17 protein-coding genes are annotated in these 16130 nt (G+C 32.7%); 5 read left to right on the top strand and 12 right to left on the bottom strand.

Features of this window, described 5'->3' with window-relative positions:
• Positions 1-81 precede the first annotated feature (81 nt).
• From BUA99_RS00645 to rsfS, 6 genes are all read right to left on the bottom strand, one after another.
• Positions 82-345: an acyl-CoA-binding protein gene (locus tag BUA99_RS00645; RefSeq protein WP_072986855.1), complete on the bottom strand. Its 264-nt coding sequence runs from the start codon at positions 343-345 to the stop codon at positions 82-84.
• Positions 345-998, bottom strand: a complete 654-nt coding sequence (locus BUA99_RS00640; RefSeq protein ID WP_072986853.1) for a phosphatidylserine decarboxylase family protein — start codon at positions 996-998, stop codon at positions 345-347. The genes BUA99_RS00645 and BUA99_RS00640 overlap by 1 nt, the downstream gene beginning before the upstream one ends.
• On the bottom strand, positions 988-1878 hold the full coding sequence (locus BUA99_RS00635) for a phosphatidate cytidylyltransferase (protein WP_072986851.1): 891 nt from the start codon (positions 1876-1878) through the stop codon (positions 988-990). Before BUA99_RS00635 ends, BUA99_RS00640 begins: the two co-directional genes overlap by 11 nt.
• Before the next feature lies 1 nt (position 1879).
• On the bottom strand, positions 1880-2482 hold the full coding sequence (locus BUA99_RS00630) for a lactate utilization protein B/C (protein ID WP_072986850.1): 603 nt from the start codon (positions 2480-2482) through the stop codon (positions 1880-1882).
• 110 nt (positions 2483-2592) lie between these two features.
• Entirely contained in the window at positions 2593-4518 is a 1926-nt protein-coding gene (gene ftsH, locus BUA99_RS00625) for an ATP-dependent zinc metalloprotease FtsH (RefSeq protein ID WP_072986848.1), read from the bottom strand.
• A gap of 19 nt (positions 4519-4537) precedes the next feature.
• Positions 4538-4909, bottom strand: coding sequence for a ribosome silencing factor (gene rsfS, locus BUA99_RS00620; protein ID WP_072986847.1), 372 nt, complete (start codon positions 4907-4909; stop codon positions 4538-4540).
• 94 nt (positions 4910-5003) lie between these two features.
• Between rsfS and BUA99_RS00615 the strand changes: the two genes are divergently transcribed.
• A complete protein-coding gene (locus tag BUA99_RS00615) occupies positions 5004-5732 on the top strand; it encodes a biotin--[acetyl-CoA-carboxylase] ligase (RefSeq protein ID WP_072986846.1) in 729 nt (242 codons plus the stop codon).
• A gap of 136 nt (positions 5733-5868) precedes the next feature.
• On the opposite strand, the gene BUA99_RS00610 is transcribed toward BUA99_RS00615, so the two are convergent.
• Both BUA99_RS00610 and pyrE read right to left on the bottom strand, forming a co-directional pair.
• Complete coding sequence (locus tag BUA99_RS00610) at positions 5869-6261, bottom strand: orotate phosphoribosyltransferase (protein ID WP_072986845.1); 393 nt, start codon at positions 6259-6261, stop codon at positions 5869-5871.
• A 19-nt stretch (positions 6262-6280) separates the two neighbouring features.
• Positions 6281-6928: an orotate phosphoribosyltransferase gene (gene pyrE / locus BUA99_RS00605; protein ID WP_072986844.1), complete on the bottom strand. Its 648-nt coding sequence runs from the start codon at positions 6926-6928 to the stop codon at positions 6281-6283.
• 7 nt (positions 6929-6935) lie between these two features.
• Here pyrE and BUA99_RS00600 point away from each other — a divergent pair, with 7 nt between their 5' ends.
• Entirely contained in the window at positions 6936-7535 is a 600-nt protein-coding gene (locus tag BUA99_RS00600) for an NUDIX hydrolase (protein WP_072986843.1), read from the top strand.
• Between the two features lie 159 nt (positions 7536-7694).
• Here BUA99_RS00600 and BUA99_RS00595 read toward each other — a convergent pair whose 3' ends face one another.
• Positions 7695-9425 (bottom strand): M14 family metallopeptidase, encoded by a 1731-nt coding sequence (locus BUA99_RS00595; protein WP_072986837.1) that lies wholly within the window; start codon positions 9423-9425, stop codon positions 7695-7697.
• A gap of 137 nt (positions 9426-9562) precedes the next feature.
• On the opposite strand from BUA99_RS00595, the gene BUA99_RS00590 reads away from it, so the two are divergent.
• Positions 9563-10909, top strand: coding sequence for a DEAD/DEAH box helicase (locus BUA99_RS00590; protein ID WP_072986836.1), 1347 nt, complete (start codon positions 9563-9565; stop codon positions 10907-10909).
• A 665-nt stretch (positions 10910-11574) separates the two neighbouring features.
• On the opposite strand, the gene BUA99_RS00585 is transcribed toward BUA99_RS00590, so the two are convergent.
• The 3 genes from BUA99_RS00585 to BUA99_RS00575 all read right to left on the bottom strand — a co-directional run bounded on the left by BUA99_RS00585 (position 11575) and on the right by BUA99_RS00575 (position 14034).
• Positions 11575-12153, bottom strand: coding sequence for a PhnA domain-containing protein (locus BUA99_RS00585; RefSeq protein WP_072986835.1), 579 nt, complete (start codon positions 12151-12153; stop codon positions 11575-11577).
• A 184-nt stretch (positions 12154-12337) separates the two neighbouring features.
• A complete protein-coding gene (gene coaD, locus BUA99_RS00580) occupies positions 12338-12793 on the bottom strand; it encodes a pantetheine-phosphate adenylyltransferase (protein WP_072987686.1) in 456 nt (151 codons plus the stop codon).
• A gap of 269 nt (positions 12794-13062) precedes the next feature.
• Positions 13063-14034, bottom strand: coding sequence for a D-alanine--D-alanine ligase (locus BUA99_RS00575; RefSeq protein ID WP_072986834.1), 972 nt, complete (start codon positions 14032-14034; stop codon positions 13063-13065).
• 119 nt (positions 14035-14153) lie between these two features.
• On the opposite strand from BUA99_RS00575, the gene BUA99_RS00570 reads away from it, so the two are divergent.
• Complete coding sequence (locus BUA99_RS00570) at positions 14154-14777, top strand: PASTA domain-containing protein (protein WP_072986833.1); 624 nt, start codon at positions 14154-14156, stop codon at positions 14775-14777.
• The gene (locus BUA99_RS00565; protein WP_072986830.1) at positions 14767-15807 is read left to right on the top strand and encodes an RluA family pseudouridine synthase; all 1041 of its coding nucleotides are present in this window, start codon (positions 14767-14769) and stop codon (positions 15805-15807) included. The genes BUA99_RS00570 and BUA99_RS00565 overlap by 11 nt, the downstream gene beginning before the upstream one ends.
• The last annotated feature ends 323 nt before the right edge of the window (positions 15808-16130 follow it).

The following is a 16130-nucleotide window of genomic DNA, read 5'->3' as shown; positions in this document are numbered from 1 at the left end:
TCGATTTTTAGTAAATTTCGATTAAAATTATTTTTGTTGAAGTCTTATAAAACTTAAAAAAAATTAATTCTTTCCAAATATTTATTTTAAGGAATGGATCATTAAGATGTAATTTTCTTTTGCTTCATCAATACTTAAATGACTGATTTGCATCCAAGCATTAGTTTTAAAAGCATCTCTTAGATGGTATGCTGAATTCTGCTTAAGATCTACAGTTCCCATAGTTGCTTGTTTATACAAAGCATATAGTCTTAATTGATCATCCTGAGGTAAAGAGGCTTGAGTCATTGCAACTGCTATTTCAACTGCCTCTGCAAATCGAGTATCTAGGTCTCTTTCAATCATTATAATTTAGTAGCAATCACAGTTTTACCTCCTACTGCTTTTTGATTTAAAATCACGTTAATAGGAGTTCCTATTGGTAGAAAAATATCAACTCTTGAACCGAATTTTATAAAACCAGCATCAGTTCCCTGAACAACTTGCATGCCTTCCTTTGCGTAATTTACTATACGTCTTGCTAATGCGCCAGCAATTTGACGATATAAAACAGCACCAAAACTTTTATTTTCGATAACTATAGTGGTACGTTCATTTTCTTCACTTGCTTTTGGGTGCCAAGCCACTAAAAATTTTCCAGGATGGTATCTGCTAAATTTTACAACACCACTAAGTCCATAACGTGTTACGTGTACGTTAATAGGTGACATAAAAATAGAGATTTGCAAACGCTTATCTTTAAAATATTCTCCTTCAAATACTTCTTCTATAACCACAACTTTGCCATCTACAGGTGCAAGAATTTGATTTTCATTTAGGATTACGTCCCTTTTTGGATTTCTAAAAAACTGTAGAATAATAATCAAAAGTAGCAAAGTAGCAATTTGTACAGCCATTCTTAGCCAAACGATTTGGATAAAATAATCAGACAGTAAAAGGATTATAGCGGTAAAAATACTTCCTAGTAAAATGGATTGGATTCCTTCTTTATGAAACATAATTTAAAATTTGATAAAATAAAAAAATAATTGGTGCTACAAATATAACACTATCTAAACGATCTAGTATGCCTCCGTGACCGGGCATTATGCTTCCGCTATCTTTTACACCAGCAATTCTCTTGAATTTAGATTCTATTAGGTCGCCGATAGTTCCTGCAATCCCTGCAATCACAGCAATAGAGATCCAAATTAAGATGGATCTATCGCTAAATTCAGGATTTGCTTTTATGTAATATTTTGAAATTATATATCCTGCTAAAACAGCAAATAATACTCCGCCTACAAATCCTTCTATTGTTTTTTTAGGTGATATCTTTTCAAATAATTTGGTACGTCCTATAGATTTACCCACTATGTAAGCAAAGGTGTCATTAGTCCAAACTAATATAAATAATCCAATAATAATTTTCGGATTATAATCGTTTATTCCAAATGAAATTTTAGTAATAAACACAAAAGGTAAAATAATATAGCCTACTAAATATAAGTATTTTGAAGAATTGCTGATAGTTTGTATGCTATCGTAAAATAAAAATAGAATACACTTAAGTAGAACAACAAGAGAAATTACCAGTAATACGGTATTCAATTGCTGTATATTGACTGCTAGTTCTACATCTATGTTAAATATTTTTTTTAATTTTTCCTCAGTAATTTTATTGTAATTACTAACTAAGGTTACAATAGTATACATAAAAAACCCTATGAGCAGAGGAAATGGTTTTTTTAAATTTACTAGATTACAAAATTCATAGATTGCAATGAGTAGAAAAATCCCAAATAACAAAAAAAAAGTTTCAAGAGAATATAAAATGGAGACAAGTAATAATATGATATAAACAGCGCCTGATATACCTCGTTTTAGAGTTTCATTCATCTTACAGATCTTCTAAAAGCAGTAAATAAAGATTTTTTGCTGAACTTCCATATTGAGTAAAGTCTTCTTCTTGGACTTTCTGGAAGTATTTTATTGTCGTTATATTAGTTGGATAATCTGTTATATATTTTCTTTTAATAGCGCTAAGTCCGTCTGTTTTCTCACCTATTATTTGACTCGTTTTACCTAAAACAATTATGTTTTCTGGCAGTTCATTTGGTTTGTGCTGTTTAACTTGTTTGGAGGAGAATAAAATAGAACCTTCATCGGCTATTAAATTTTCACAATTTGCAAATAAAAATTTAGGATTAGTGGTTTTGCTGTACGTTAATTTATTATCATCTAGCATACCATATAAAGCGGGGTCATAACAAAGCACGTCGCTTTCAAACCAGTCATTTTCTTCTAAGATGTTTTCAAATTGTTCTTTTATTTCTTTAATATTTTCACAATAGAGAAACTTACCTCCATTTTTTTTAAAATTATGAATGAAAAGTTCGTCGATAGCAGTTGTATTCTCGGTAAAAGGTTTACTAAATTCAGTTTCTTTTTCTTCATCAGAAGCTAGATTACTGGACCCAAAGATTTTTCTAAAAAGACTCATACACTTTTAAACTACTTCATTAATACTTGAAAACGTCCAAAGATAAAAAAATCTTAATTCAAAAGAGGTTTTTGAATTAAGATTTTTATATAATTGAGTAATGATGTACTTTAAGACACCACTTCTTCAAGATTTTTGTCCCATTCTCTTCTTCCAAAGATTGCTTCTAAATCGTCTTTAAAGATTACTTCTTTTTCGATTAAGATATCTGCTAATTGGTTCAATTTGTCTTTATTTTGTTCTAAGATATTTATTGCTCTTTCGTATTGGCCTTCAATTAAAGTTGAAATTTCGGCATCGATGACCTTAGCAGTTTCATCAGAATATGGTTTTGAAAAATTATAATCACCTTGTCCTGAAGAATCATAATAAGTAACATTTCCTATTTTATCATTTAAACCATAAATTGTTACCATGGCACGAGCTTGTTTAGTCACCTTTTCTAAGTCACTTAATGCACCTGTTGATATTCTGTCGAATGTCACTTTTTCTGCGGCTCTACCGCCCATTGTAGCACACATTTCGTCTAGCATTTGATCAGTTCGTACGATTTGTCTTTCTTCAGGTAAATACCAGGCTGCACCTAAGCTTTGACCTCGGGGAACAATTGTTACTTTAATAAGCGGAGCGGCATGTTCGAGCATCCAGCTAACAGTTGCATGGCCAGCTTCATGAATTGCAATAGCTCTTTTCTCGTCTGGTGTAATAATTTTATTCTTCTTCTCCAGTCCACCAATAATTCTATCAACAGCATCTAAGAAATCTTGCCTATCCACAGCTGTTTTATTATGACGCGCTGCAATTAGTGCCGCTTCGTTACAAACATTTGCTATATCAGCTCCGGAAAAACCTGGTGTTTGTTTCGCTAAGAAATCTAAATCTAAACCTTCAACTTTTTTGATTGGTGCTAAGTGTACTTGGAAAATTTCAGCTCTTTCTCTAATGTCTGGTAAATCAACAAAAATTTGTCTGTCAAATCGACCAGCGCGCATTAATGCTTTATCAAGTACATCGGCTCTATTAGTTGCAGCTAAAACAATTACATTGGAATTAGTTCCAAAACCGTCCATTTCTGTTAATAATTGGTTCAATGTATTTTCACGTTCGTCATTACCACCTGACATATTGCTTTTTCCTCTAGCTCTACCAACTGCGTCGATCTCATCAATAAAAATGATAGCTGGAGATTTTTCTTTAGCTTGTTTAAATAAATCTCTCACACGAGAAGCACCTACACCTACAAACATTTCAACAAAATCAGATCCTGACAATGAGAAGAATGGTACTTGTGCTTCACCAGCTACTGCTTTCGCTAACAAGGTTTTACCTGTTCCTGGAGGACCAACAAGTAAGGCTCCTTTAGGGATTTTCCCACCCAAGTTAGTGTATTTTTCAGGATTCTTTAAAAACTCTACAATTTCTTGTATCTCCTCTTTTGCTCCTTCTAGACCAGCAACATCTTTAAAAGTTGTTTTGATATCGGTTTTTTCATCAAATAATTTTGCTTTTGATTTTCCAATATTAAAAATCTGACCTCCTCCGCCAGCGCCGCCACCAGACATTTTTCTCATGATAAAGATCCATACAGCGATGATAATTATAATTGGCAAAAGACTAATCAAAATATCTGACCAGTTATTTTTTGGTAAGAAATTAAAATCTTTAAGCTTCCCTTCCTTAACTGCAGCTTCCAATTTATTTTGGAAGATCTGATCATTCCCAATGTCAAAGGTGTAATGTGGTCCTTTGTTAGGTCTATCAAAAACATCTTTTGATACTTTCTTGTGTGCGGCATCTTTTAACGCAGCTGCACTAAGAAACACTTCAGCTTCTGTTTTATTATAAACTGTGACCTTGTCAATTTGACCTTTATTTAAGTATTCGTTAAATTTAGATGAAGTTAGCTGTCCAGGTTCATTTAAACTAGAACCGCCAGTTATAAAACTTATAAATAAGAAAATTAATAAAATTGCCGTGTAAATTAACCACGGACTTACTTTAAACTTATTCGGATTAGGATTATTCTCTTTCGCCATTACTGTGCTTTAGGTGTCTTTAGTATTTGTTTTCAATGGTAGTTATTTTAGCATCGCCCCATAAACTTTCGATGTTGTAATATTCTCGAATGTGTTTTTGAAAAACGTGAACTACAATATTCACATAATCCATTAATACCCACTCTGCATTATCAGTTCCCTCAACATGCCAAGGCTTGTCTTTCAACTCTTTAGAAACTGTTTTCTGGATAGAACCTACAATGGCATTGACTTGTGTATTTGAATTTCCACTACATATTATGAAGTAATCACATACCGCTGTATCTATTTCTCTTAAGTCAAGAATTGTAATATCACTACCTTTTACTTCTTCAATCCCGTTAATGATATTCGCTAGTAGGATGTCATTATTTACAGTCTTTTTCGCCATGAATTATTTTTATATAAGTTTGTAAAGTTACCATTTTTTGTCATTATTTTTGAACCTTAACATAATATTAAATTCTGTTTACAAAAAACGTAAAATGAAAGTAATCAAACTCGATGCCATAGATTCTACAAATGAGTTCCTTAAAGGCCTGTCAAACCAGCAAAATATAAATAATTTTACTGTTGTAACTGCAAATAGTCAAACAAAAGGTAAGGGGCAAATGGGAGCTGTTTGGTCGTCTGAAGTTGGTAAAAACTTAATAATGAGTATTTTGATTAAAGATTTTTTATTAAATGTTCATCAGATTTTTAATCTCAATATCCTAGTTTCTGTTTCTATTCTAGAAGTCTTACAATCACTCAATATCCCTAAACTTAGTATAAAATGGCCTAACGACATAATGTCAGATAATAAAAAGATTGGTGGCATTTTAATTGAAAACAGTGTTAAAGGAGATGGAACAATTGCTTCTGTTGTTGGATTGGGTTTAAACGTGAACCAAACTAACTTTGAAAATTTGCCGCGTGCATCCTCTTTGGTCATAATGAGCGGTCAAAACTTTGAATTAGAAAATCTGTTATATACAATTGCTGAAACTATTGAAAAAAATTTCATTCTATGGCAATCTTTAAAATTATTATTTAACAGCAAATACACAAGTTATTTATTTAAAAAAGGAATCCCAATGCCTTTTTCAGATATGCAATCTAATAAGTTTATGGGTATAATTCAAGGCGTTTCTGCGACTGGAAAGCTAAAAATTATGTTGGAGGACGATTCAATTCCGGAATTTGATATCAAAGAAGTACAAATGCTTTATTGATGTATTCATAATAAATAAAATCGTATTGATAATATTGGAGGTAAATAAAATACAATCACATTTAACAAAAAAAGCAAAGAAAATAAACAATCGTCTAATTTCTTTGTCTTTTTTTACTTTTTAAAAGTTTTTAAAACTACAATTTATGCATATTGCTTGCTAAAGTTTCAATGAATTTTCCAATAGGTCCTTTTATCATCATAGCCATCATAGCATTAAACTCACCTTCAAAATCAAGTTTTACAGCGCTTGAATTTTCAGATAAAGATTCAATATTTGCTATCAAAGTAAAAGGCAATTTATCACTTGCGGCACCTAAAACAATTTTTGTTGGTTCAACTTTCTCTTTCATTTTTAACTTAATTTCGGGCATTCCTTTCAACCCAAAAATAAAAGCGTCTTCGCCAATAACTTCAAATTTAGCTATATTTTCTGGCATTAATTTTTCAAAATTTCTGACATCACTGAGCGAGTTAAATAATTCAAGAGCTGATTTTTCAACTGTAACTTTAGGACTTTCTAAGTTCATTTTCTATTATTTTTAATTATTAAACCTCAGTTGTCCAAGTAGAAGGACTCACATTCCATTCTCGTAGTGTTTGTTCTTCATCATCAGTGATATACCTTTTGGCTACAGCCAAATTCAATAAATGTTGATAATTGCTTAATGAATACAAATCAATGTTAGCTGCTTTAAAGTTTTCTTCGGCCACACTAAATCCGTAAGTAAATATTGCAGCCATGCCTTTAACATTAGCACCTGCTTCACGAAGAGCCGCAACAGCCATCAAACTGCTGTTTCCGGTACTTATCAAATCTTCTACAACAACAACATTTTGTCCTTTTTGTAAAAATCCTTCAACCTGATTTTGTCTTCCGTGTTTTTTAGCTTCTGGTCGGACATAAACGAAAGGTAATCCCAAACTTTCTGCTACTAGAACTCCAATTCCTATCGCGCCAGTGGCAACACCGGCAATAACATCTGGTTTTCCAAATTGCTTTTCAATATTTTTCGAGAATTCATCTCTAATATAATTTCTTACTGCTGGAAATGAGAGAATTAATCGGTTATCACAATAGATTGGCGATTTCCATCCCGAAGCCCATGTAAAAGGATTTCTTGGATTCAATTTAATTGCATTTATTTGCAAAAGGAATTCGGCTGTTTTTTCGGCTGTATCTTTATTAAAAATCATAGTACAAATGTATAAAGTTTTTGTTAACGACAAGCCACTTTTTTTGACAAATCACATCTCTAAGGAGACTGATTTTCAGTTATTTCTATTAGAAAGTATTGACATAGAACAACTTATAGTAAAAATATTTCAAAATAAAATCCAGAAAGCTTATTTGTATCATCCTGATGAAAGCTTGATTATGAAGACATTAAAATCTAAAATTAGTGTTTGCAAAGCTGGAGGAGGATTAGTATATAATAAAAAGGGTGAAGTATTATTTATTTTTCGAAATGGTAAATGGGATTTGCCAAAAGGCGGTATTGAAAAGGGAGAAGAACTAGAAGACACAGCAATGCGTGAAGTAGAGGAGGAGACTGGTGTAAATGGGTTGTCCATTTCTCATAAGCTTCAAAAAACCTACCATGTTTTTAGAAGAAATAGCAAGTATAAGTTAAAAATTACACATTGGTATGAAATGCAATCCGACTTTGAAGGCACGCCAAAAGGTCAAATCGAAGAAGGTATAGAAAAAGTAGCTTGGCTCAATCCAGAGCAAGTTAAGGAAGCGCTAAAAAATTCATACGAAAATATCAAATTATTATTTGAAGAGGAGAATAAGTTATAATTAATTGCTACTTTGAGGTCACTAAAACGGTAAAAATTTAAAGGCGGATGTCTACAAATTTATTTATGTAAATCCGTGAAATCTGCGTTTTATTTTTCACCATTTATATTAAAATTCTGATTGCTTATTTTTGAATTTAAAAGCAAAAAATCATCGTTATTATTTTAAAATGCGATATACGGGATACTGTAAATGAGCTTTTTCGTAATACTCGGAATGTTTATAAATCCAATCCAATTGTGCTTCTGGAATTTTTAAAAAGTCGGCATCACTTTGCTTTTTTTGGTCAAATTCTGCTTTTAATTTGGGATTCTCTTTCATTATTTGTGCCGCCGTATCCTCAAAAACATAGTTGGAATAGCCTTCTTTTTGTTGTAAAATGGTATCAAAGAAATTCCAATTAAAAAAGGAATCAACCGCTTCAGGCTCTAGTGTTTCTAGTAAATATTTTACACCCTTTTGTGCTGTTGAAACAATGTAATCTCCTTTAGCAAAAGTTAACTTTTTTATTTGAGATGTTAGCGTCGTATTTCTATGTAAATAGTGTCCTTCATAAGCCGAATTTACCGTTTTAAAATCAGCAATGCGGTAGCTTTCTACCTCAATTAGCGTGTCTTTTTTTAGCTCTTGCATTTGAATTCCGTTACTTTTTAACAACTCTATAACGTCCCAAAATCCTTGTGGTATAATATACGCTGAAGGTATGATAATCTCTTTAGTGGATTTGTATTCTTTGCTAAAGGGAACATCTTTTTTATACGGTTTTGTGCGGTCGTAGAACAATCGATTTCCTGTTGTTACATCACTTTTTTTATAGCTTGCTTGATATCCTAAAAATGGGAACGGCAGCGATTTTGTAGTATCAATTTCCCATTTTATAGTGTAGGATTTTTGCGGTTGGTACTGCTCTTCATTTTTTAATCTTAATTGTTTAATTTTAGAATAATTAGCATCTGTAAAATCAATTGCGGATCGCATATATTCATAAGTAACTCTAACGCGTTCGGCATATTTTTTAAGCATGTGCGTTTCAACTACAAAACCGATAGTGTTGAATAAAGAAGTGTAACCCGTTGCATATCGCGGACTCTCGAAAAATTGCGCAAAACCTTTGTCAGGTGTATCTGAAAATGCGTTTACATAGGGAGTAGTTTCAATTTTCTTTTTTTGTAGATCCTTCACTAGCTCTGGCATCATATCAGTATTTAAAAAATCACCTAAAATAGTTCCTAATTTGTTGTGCTGTGTCATGATATAAGTCAATTTATATTGGTAATCAGCGCCATTGCTTACATGATTATCAATAAAAATATCAGGATTTATTTTGTGGAATATTTCTATAAAACTTTTTGTGTTTCTCGTATCTGATTTTATAAAGTCGCGATTTAAATCATAGTTTCTAGCATTTCCTCTAAAACCATACACTTCTGGTCCATCTTGATTGGCTCTTGATGTTGAATTTCGATTTAAATAGCCACCTATATTGTAAACAGGAATAGAAACGATGACAGTATTTTTTGGAACGCTTATGCGGCTTAAAGCCAAATCTCTAAATAGTTGCATACTGGCATCTATACCGTCGGGCTCGCCCGCGTGAATTCCATTATTTAATAAAATTACAGCTTTATTTTTTTTAATTTTATCAAAATCAAATTGTTTACAAGCACTAAAAATCACTATATTTAGAGGAACTCCACTATCCGTAAGTCCCATTTCTTGAATTTCAATAGTTGGAAAATCTTTAGCTAAAAGGCGGTAATAATTAATTGTTTCTTGGTAATTAGCAGATTGATTGCCATTTCCTTTTTCGAAAAAAGTATCGTATTTAGTTGTTTTTTGTGCCAGCAAACTAACTGATAATAGTAGAAGAAAAAATGTAAAAAATCGCATAGTTTGATTTTTAAATTGAATATCAAATGTAACTATTTTTTAGATACTTTTTTAGAAGGCGGCAACTCAGTGAAAGGACTTATTTAAAAAAAACAAAACATTAAAATTTAAAATTACCTTTGCACAAATAAACAAAAATGAATAAGAAACACCATTCTAACAATATACTGTTGAATTTAGGCATTGAAAGCTTAAACGAAATGCAAGAAGTTGCTCAAGATGCGATTTTAAATGATAACAATGTTTTATTGCTTTCGCCAACGGGTTCAGGAAAAACACTCGCTTTTTTATTGCCTATTTTAGAAATGTTACAGCCCGAAATTCTTTCTGTTCAAAGTTTGATTCTAGTTCCGTCGCGTGAATTAGGATTGCAGATTGAGCAAGTTTGGAAAAAAATGGGTACTGAATATAAAGTTAATGTTTGTTACGGCGGACATTCTATAGACACTGAAATTAAAAATTTAAGTAATCCGCCCGCAGTTTTAATAGGAACGCCAGGCCGAATTGCAGATCATATTGATAGAGGAACTTTTCGTATTGATAAAATTCAAACCTTAATTCTTGATGAATTTGATAAGTCATTGCAATTGGGTTTTCATGAGCAAATGTCGTTTATCATAGGTAAATTAACCAAATTGAATAAGCGTGTTCTGGTTTCAGCCACATCTGATATTGAGATTCCAAGGTATACAAGAGTGGTGAATCCAACAATTTTAGACTTTATCCCCGAAAATGAGCAGGAATCAAATCTTGCAATGAAAATGGTAGTGTCTAAGGAAAAAGACAAAATAGGTAGTTTGTTCAACTTGATTTGCTCTTTAAAATCAGAATCAGCTATTGTTTTTTGTAATCACCGCGATGCTGCAGAAAGAATTAGCGACACCTTGAACGAAAAAGGAATTTATGCGACTTATTATCATGGCGGAATGGATCAGGATGAGAGAGAACGAGCGTTAATTCAGTTTCGTAATGGAAGTGTCAGTTATTTAATTACCACTGATTTAGCCGCTCGTGGTCTTGACATTCCCGAGATGAATCACGTAATACATTATCATTTGCCTGCTAAAGAGGATGAGTTTACACATAGAAATGGTCGTACTGCTAGGATGCTAGCATCTGGAACAGCTTATATAATTACTCATGAAAGTGAGAAAAAAGTAGATTATTTAGATTATGGGATGCCAGTTTTTAATACAGAAAATAATATTTCTTTACCTAAACCACCTCAATTCCAAACCATTTACATTAGTGGCGGAAAGAAAAATAAATTAAATAAAATTGATATTGTAGGTTTCTTTTCTCAAAAAGGTAATCTTGAAAAAGGTGATTTAGGATTGATTGAAGTAAAAGATTTTATTTCCTTTGCAGCAGTGAAATTCAATAAAGTAAAAGATTTACTTCATGCTATTAGAGATCAAAAAATGAAAGGAAAAAAATTTAAAATCGAAGTAGCGAGAAAAGTTATTAAGAAAGAAGAGGAGTAGAGTAGTGGTCAGCTTTAAATAATATTGATTGTTGGGTATTCAGTTTTGAAATACTAGTAAGTGCTCAGTATTAAGCTTAAAAAAAATAGTGAGCACTAACCAGTTTTTAAAAGTACTCAGTTCATTTAATTTTTTATGCTGGAGGCATTCCTATAAAGTTGGTCAATAGTATTGAGTCGCTTCCAGCGTGACAATTGGAATTGTATTGTTTGGTAGACGTGGCTTGATAAAGTTTATTTTTACTTTTTCATACTCGAAGTATCTCTATAAAGTATCTCGATAATGCCGAGTCTCCTCCAGCGTGATAATTGGAGTTGTATTTAATTATTAATAAAAGAACGTACAGGTTTTAGGTAATAAAATCTAAACTTACATATTTCCGTAGTAAAAAGCCGTTAGCAAGAAATAATTTTTTGCTAGCGATTTCTTTTATTTTTAACCTCAATTTTGTCATGCTGGAAGTATCGCTATAAAGTTGATCGATATTGTTGAGTCGCTTCCAGCGTGATAATTGGAATTGTATTTTTGGGTGGTAAAGAAAAATAAAAAAAGCGTTAGCAGTATAAATTTATACTTGCTAACGCTTTTTTTATTGATTACTCAGAACTGAACACTGACCCCTTATGAAACTGAACACTCAAAAAATAACTACTTAAAACTTAAATTTAAGTTTTCTTAACGTACTGTGTGATAATTACAATCGTTTGTCCATCGACTTTTCCTTCAATATATTCAGCATTTTCATGATCTAAACGTATGTTTCGGACTGCAGTTCCTTGTTTAGCGACCATACTTGAACCTTTTACTTTCAAGTCTTTTATTAATACAACTGAATCGCCATGCTCCAATATTACGCCGTTACTGTCGCGATGTATTATTTTATTTTCGTCCTCTTCTCCTTCGCCTGTAGCTTGTGCCCAAGCTAAATTATCTTCATCTAAATACATTTGGTCTAATAATTCTTGAGGCCATCCAGCAGAACGCAAACGACTTAATATTCTCCAAGCTACAACTTGTACCGGAACTTGTTCGCTCCACATACTATCGTTTAAACATCGCCAATGGTTTAAATCTACTACATCGGGATTTTCGATTTGGCTAATACAAGTGGAACAAGCCATTATACTTTCATCGACTCCTCCTTTTTTTGTTGGAAGTACTTCGTACACATTTAAGTTTTCAGTTGCGCCACAAAGTTCACATTTTGATCCACTACGTTTGTTTAATTCTCTTTCTATGCTCATTGTATGTTGTCTTTATTTTTTGCGAATTTACCATTTAAAATAGTTTACGCAATTTATTAAGGTAGTGTTTAATTGTATTCCAAATTCTTTTGAATATTGATCGTAGAATGATTACTTAAGTTGCTTTTAAAAAATAATAATGATACGCTTGTAGCATGGCAAATAAACTATATTAACTTTAAAATTATTTTACTCGAACTGCGTCAGGAACGAGTAATTCATATTGTCCGCCGTTTCTAAGAACATCCCTAACTATGCTTGAGCTAATGTAAGAGGTTTTTGCAGCTGTCAATAAAAATACTGTTTCAATTTTAGATAAACGGCGATTCGTATGAGCGATTGCTTTTTCAAATTCGAAATCGGCTGGATTGCGCAAACCACGCAAAATGAAATCTGCATTTAGTTTTTTACATAGTTCAGTAGTTAGCCCTTCGTATGTGATTACAGAAACTTTGGGTTCGTCTTTGAAAGTTTCCTCTATAAATCGTTTTCGATCTTCTAGTGAAAACATATATTTTTTCTCAGCATTGACGCCAATGGCGATTACGATTTCGTCAAAGAGTGATACTGATCTATTAATAATGTCCTCATGACCTAACGTTATTGGATCAAAAGATCCTGGGAATATTGCTTTTTTCATTATTTTATTTTTTTTCACCGCTAATTATTATGCTTGATTTTCATTAGCCTCAAAGGCACAATGCATGAATTTTTATTTGACTAATAGTTTCTTGATTTGCCTAGCCAGAGAGGCACAAAGGCCCAAATTTTTATTTTTTAGTTTGGATAGGACTTTTTTTATTTTCTTAGCCGCAAAGGCACAATTTAAATATGGATTGGTGCTTTAGTGTCTTCGTGGCAATTTGAAATACATTTATAACATTATACTCATTTTATATACTCATTGTTTTATACTAAAGCCAATTCAATAGCATTTGTAAACAAATCTTCAAGTGAAATACCAGCAGCTTTAGCTTGCTGCGGAATTAAACTCTCAGTAGTTAATCCCGGAATAGTGTTCATTTCCAGCATGAATGGTTCCCCTTCTACAATTATAAATTCGCTACGAGAGAAGCCTTTCATTTTCAAGACTTCATATGCTCGTTTGGCTATTTCGCTTACTTTTAGAGTCATTTCATCAGAGATTCTAGCGGGTGTGATTTCTTGTGATTTCCCAAGATATTTAGCCTCATAATCGAAGAAATCATTTTCAGAGACAATTTCTGTGATGGGTAAAACGATAACTTTCCCATTATAGTTAATGACGCCTACAGAAACTTCGGTACCATCCAAGAAGCTTTCAATAATGATTTCGTTATCTTCTTGATAAGCCAATTCAATGGCAATAGGTAATTCAGCAGCGGTTTTTACCTTAGAGATGCCAAAACTTGATCCTGCTTTATTTGGTTTTACAAAACAAGGTAACCCTACTTTTGCTACAATTTCGTCTTCGTTAATTTTATCTCCTTTATTTAAGTAATAGGAAGTCGCCGTTTTGATTCCGTAAGGTTTTAAAACCGACAATAAATCACGCTTGTTGAATGTTAGTGCGGCTTGGTAATAATCGCAAGAAGTTTGTGCGATATTTAAAAGTTCAAAATAGGCTTGCATCAATCCATCTTCGCCTGGTGTTCCATGAATGGCATTAAAAACACAATCAAAAGTCGTTTTATTTCCAGAAACGGTCACTGAAAAATCATTTTTATCAATGGGGAATTCGGTGTCATTGTCATCAACATAAACCCATTTTTCTTTAAAAATATGGATTCTGAAAGCGTTGTATTTTGTTTTGTCTAGAAATTGATAAACCACGTTTCCGCTTATCAAAGAGATTTTGTATTCGCTGGAATATCCGCCCATGATGATGGCAATGTTCTTCATTTTAATAGTTTAATCGGTTAAACGTTTAATCGATTACCCGATTATACGTATGCAAAACAAAATTATCATTTTTTTTGAAACGAAATAGCTTTATCTTTGCCGCATCTAAAAATAATTTTATGACTTTACGTAAATATCTTACCAGTCGCGTATTTGGAGTACAAGTATTAATTGCAATTGCAATTGTTGCATCTTTAACTTATTTATTTATGCATTGGTTGACTTTTACCACTGATCATGGTCACGAAATTTCAGTGCCAGATTTGCGAAAGCTGACTGAGGAACAAGTACAAACTAAACTAGACGAACTGGACTTAGATTATGAGCTCTTAGACAGTGTGGATTATAGAAGCGATTTTCCACAGTTTAGCGTAGTAGAACAAGATCCTTCGCCGGGAACTAAGGTGAAAGTGGGTAGAAAGATATACATTAAAATCAATACTTCAGGCTTTTCATCTGTTCGAATTCCTAATTTAATTCAAAAAACCTATCGTGAAGCGGTTCCAACACTACGAGCTTTAGGGCTAGATGAAGGAACGGTGACTTATGTGCCAAATTTAGGCAAAGACATGGTTCTGGAAATGCGTTTTAAAGGAAGAAACTTGAAAGTAGGCGATAGAGTGTTGAAATCATCAAAAATCGATTTGGTTTTAGGCGATGGAAAAATGAGTTACCAAGAAGAAGAAAACGCTGCAGATACATTGTCTGTGCCAAATGAAGAAATACCAGTTAATGAACAATAATATAGATACTGTAGATTTAGAGGATGAGTTATACGAACATTTTAAGTTTGAAGTTCCTAAAGGCCAAGCGGCTCTGCGAATTGACAAATACTTAATGGGTTTGATCCAAAACGCTACTCGCAACAAAATACAAACTGCCGCAACCGAAGGGAATATTTTTGTCAATGATGCGACAGTAAAATCAAATTATAAGGTGAAAGCTAATGATGTGGTTCGCGTGATGCTGACACATCCGCCTTATGAAAATCATATTATTCCAGAAAATATTCCGCTCGATATTGTTTATGAAGATGACACTTTACTACTGATCAATAAATTACCAGGAATGGTGGTTCATCCTGGTCACGGAAACTATACAGGAACTCTTGTGCATGCATTGGCCTATCATTTTGATAACTTACCAATGAATAGTAGTGAGCGTCCGGGATTAGTGCATCGAATTGATAAAGATACCTCGGGTTTACTAGTTATTGCTAAAACCGAAGCTGCTATGACTCATCTAGCGAAACAATTTGAAGCCAAAACTTCTGAAAGAGAATATGTCGCTTTAGTTTGGGGAAATGTTGCCGAAGATAAAGGAACGATTGAGGGTAACTTAGCACGTCATGTGAAAGATCGAATGCAAATGGCCGTTTTTGCTGATCCAGAAATAGGAAAGCCAGCCATTACCCACTATCAAGTATTGGAGCGTTTTGGGTATGTGACTTTGATTTCGTGCCAACTAGAAACAGGGAGAACGCACCAAATCAGGGCGCATTTAAAGCATATAGGACATCCTCTTTTTAATGATGAGCGATATGGTGGCCATTTAATTTTGAAAGGAACTACGTTTACTAAATACAAACAATTTATAGACAATTGTTTTAAAATTATACCAAGACAAGCCCTACATGCTAAGACGCTCGGTTTTATTCATCCTACAACAGGTGAAATGATGCGTTTTGACACGGAACTTCCACAAGATTTAGAAGATTGTATTGAGAAATGGAGAGGATACTCAAAGTCGCACGAGACGGACGAAGAAAAATAATGTAATTTAAAAGCCTCGTGATGAGGCTTTTTTTATGTTCTGATACGTAATTTTTCTATTTGAAATATTTTAAATTAAAAATTAAAATTTAGTAACCATTAAAGTTATGAGGTGAAATTGATTGTTTAGTCTAACAAGCTTTCGAAACGAAAAAGTTTAATTTATTCCACTTCATTTTTGATGGATTTTAACGCGTTTCAAATCTACCAGCTATTTTGATCAATTTTAGGTTTTGATTAACATCATATATTTTTTTGTAGTTATTTCAGATAATATATCTATATTATACTTCTATATCGAGTAAAAAATATTTAATTTGAAAG

It is taken from the genome of Flavobacterium segetis (assembly GCF_900129575.1).
Classification (GTDB): Bacteria; Bacteroidota; Bacteroidia; order Flavobacteriales; family Flavobacteriaceae; genus Flavobacterium; species Flavobacterium segetis.
This window is presented reverse-complemented; position numbering and strand designations above follow the sequence as displayed.